This window comes from uncultured Campylobacter sp., assembly GCF_938031315.1.
Taxonomy (GTDB): Bacteria; Campylobacterota; Campylobacteria; order Campylobacterales; family Campylobacteraceae; genus Campylobacter_B.
The window spans coordinates 1-2,224 of the sequence record NZ_CALHHT010000517.1 but is presented as its reverse complement, the minus strand read 5'-3'; the positions used below and the strand labels follow the sequence as shown (position 1 = coordinate 2,224).

The 2,224-nt window shown below is 50.2% G+C and carries 2 protein-coding genes; both read left to right on the top strand.

Annotated elements, in window-relative coordinates; genetic code table 11:
• Positions 1-215 precede the first annotated feature (215 nt).
• Entirely contained in the window at positions 216-698 is a 483-nt protein-coding gene (locus tag Q0236_RS12835) for a flavodoxin domain-containing protein (RefSeq protein WP_297918838.1), read from the top strand.
• 354 nt (positions 699-1,052) lie between these two features.
• Positions 1,053-2,018, top strand: a complete 966-nt coding sequence (locus tag Q0236_RS12830; protein ID WP_297918835.1) for an HlyD family efflux transporter periplasmic adaptor subunit — start codon at positions 1,053-1,055, stop codon at positions 2,016-2,018.
• Positions 2,019-2,224: the final 206 nt, after the last annotated feature.

Here is a 2,224-nt window from a genome sequence, read left to right as displayed (position 1 = left end):
CATGTTTTCTCCTTTATAATGAGCTACGAGCGGCATTATACTATGGATTTTTATACGAGCGGTTAAGCGGCGGCGTTAAAATTTACCGGCTCGCTGCCGCTTAAAATTAGCTGGATACGAGGCATCGTGCCGTATCTGAGCGCCTTATAAAATTTTTATTTCACTCAAAATTTATCTTATTTTGTTAGAATCATTCTTATTTTTAAGGAGATAAAATGAAAAAACTACTAGTTTACGCCACCAAAGGCGGCGATACGAAGGTCGTGAGCGAATACATCGCTTCAAAGCTCGGCTTTGAGATCAAGGAGGCCAAAGAGCTAAATGAGGAGGATTTGGCGGGCGCTAGCGCGTTTATTTTTGCAGCTTCGACGCACGGCGACGGACAGATCCAGGCTAAATTTGACGACAAATTGGAGCTTTTGAATAAAACTGATTTTGACGGACGCAAGGTCGCGCTCGTCGGCGTCGGTAACGTCGAGCGCCACGGCAGCGATTTTTGCAGCGGCATGAGCGCGTTTTTGCCAGTGCTTAAAAAGGCCGATCTCATCGGCGCTTGGGGCGCGGAGGGATATAAATTTAGACATTCGCGCGCCTTCATAAACGGCAAATTCGTAGGTCTTACGATCGATTTTAAAGGCGATGACCACTGGCAGGCGAGGGCCGATAAATGGATAGCCGCAGTTGGAGGCGAGTTTTAAATATTTCAATTTTTGTGCGACCGACCGAGCTCTGGGCCCATCGAGTCTAAAGCTCGTTAAATTTCCCCATTAAATTCCACGCTCCGCTTGAAAGCGGGGCCTCCTCGTCAAAATTTTAAAATTTTTAATTCAAAAAGTAGCGATATTTTACAAGCCGTACCGCTTAAAATCGTGTGAATAGGATGAAATTTTATCCACCAAAGCTCCAAAATATTGCTCACCAGCGCGGCGATCAATTCAATACGGCAAATTTAATTCGACTGATTTATAAAATCACCGTCCGAGCCTCAAATATCAGCGCCGCATTAGAAAAGTTATTTTATAATAACCGCATATCAAAATTTAAGGCGATCTATGAAAAGGCTTCTATTTTTCGTCGTTTTTGCGCTAGCCGCTCTCGCCGCGGCGATCTACTTCAATCTCGATAGGCGCGAAGAGGTCGCGCACAAGGCCTACGGCATCATCGATATCAGGCAGAGTTCGCTTAGCTTCGAGCGTAGCGGCCGTATAAGCGCGCTTTATCGCGACGAGGGCGATTTCGTGCAGGCTGGCGACGTCTTGGCGGCTCTGGATACAGCGGATCTGAGCTTTCAAAGACAGGTTCAGATCGCGAGGTGCGACGGGCTCAAATTTAGCTTGCAAAAGCTGCAAAGCGGTTTTCGTAGCGAGGAGATCGAGATGGCGGCGGCGAACGTAAGCGCGCTGCAAAACGCCCTACAGCTCGCCACTTTGACGAACGAACGCCTCAAGAGCTTGGGCAAAACCAACTCCGCGTCCAAGCAGCAGATTGACGAAGCGTTCTACTCGATGAAGCGCACGCAAGCCCAGCTGCAAAGCGCACAGGCTAATCTGCGCCAGCTTCAAAGCGGCTACCGCGGCGAGGATGTAGGCGCCGCCCGCGCAAATTTGGCAAGCTGCGAGGAAAATCTAAAATATCTGAACTACCAAATCGAGACGCAAAGCGTGCTAAAAGCGCCATTTAGCGGGCAGATCAGAGCGCGCCTTAAAGAGCTCGGCGACATCAGCATGCCAAGCGTGGGCGTTTTTGAGCTCAGCGAAGTAAAAAACAAGCGCGCGAAATTTTATCTAAGCGAAAATCAGCTCCGCTTCCTGCGTGCCGGACAGAGCGTGCGGATCATCGCTGCGGACGGCTCTAGCGCGAGCGCAAAGGTCGCCTACGTGAGCCAAACCGCGATGTACACGCCCCGCACGGTGCAGACCGAGGAGCTGCGCGCAGATCTCGTGTGGGAGGCGCGCGCCGATTTTAGCGACGAAGATGAGCAGTTTCGCTTAGGTCAGCCGATCAGCGTGGAATTTTAACGCGCAAGCGTTGCGCGCGAAATTTTAATGCACGAGCGAAATTTAGCGCGGGCGGCACTTTGGAGACTGCGGGCGAAATTTAGATAGTAAAGCTCGCTGCCCAGCAAATTTTACGCAATGTCGCGCGAATCGTGCATAAGGCGTGAGTTTGATGAAATTTTACAAGCGCGCTTCGAGGTGAAATTTTAACGGCGCCTGTTCGGCAG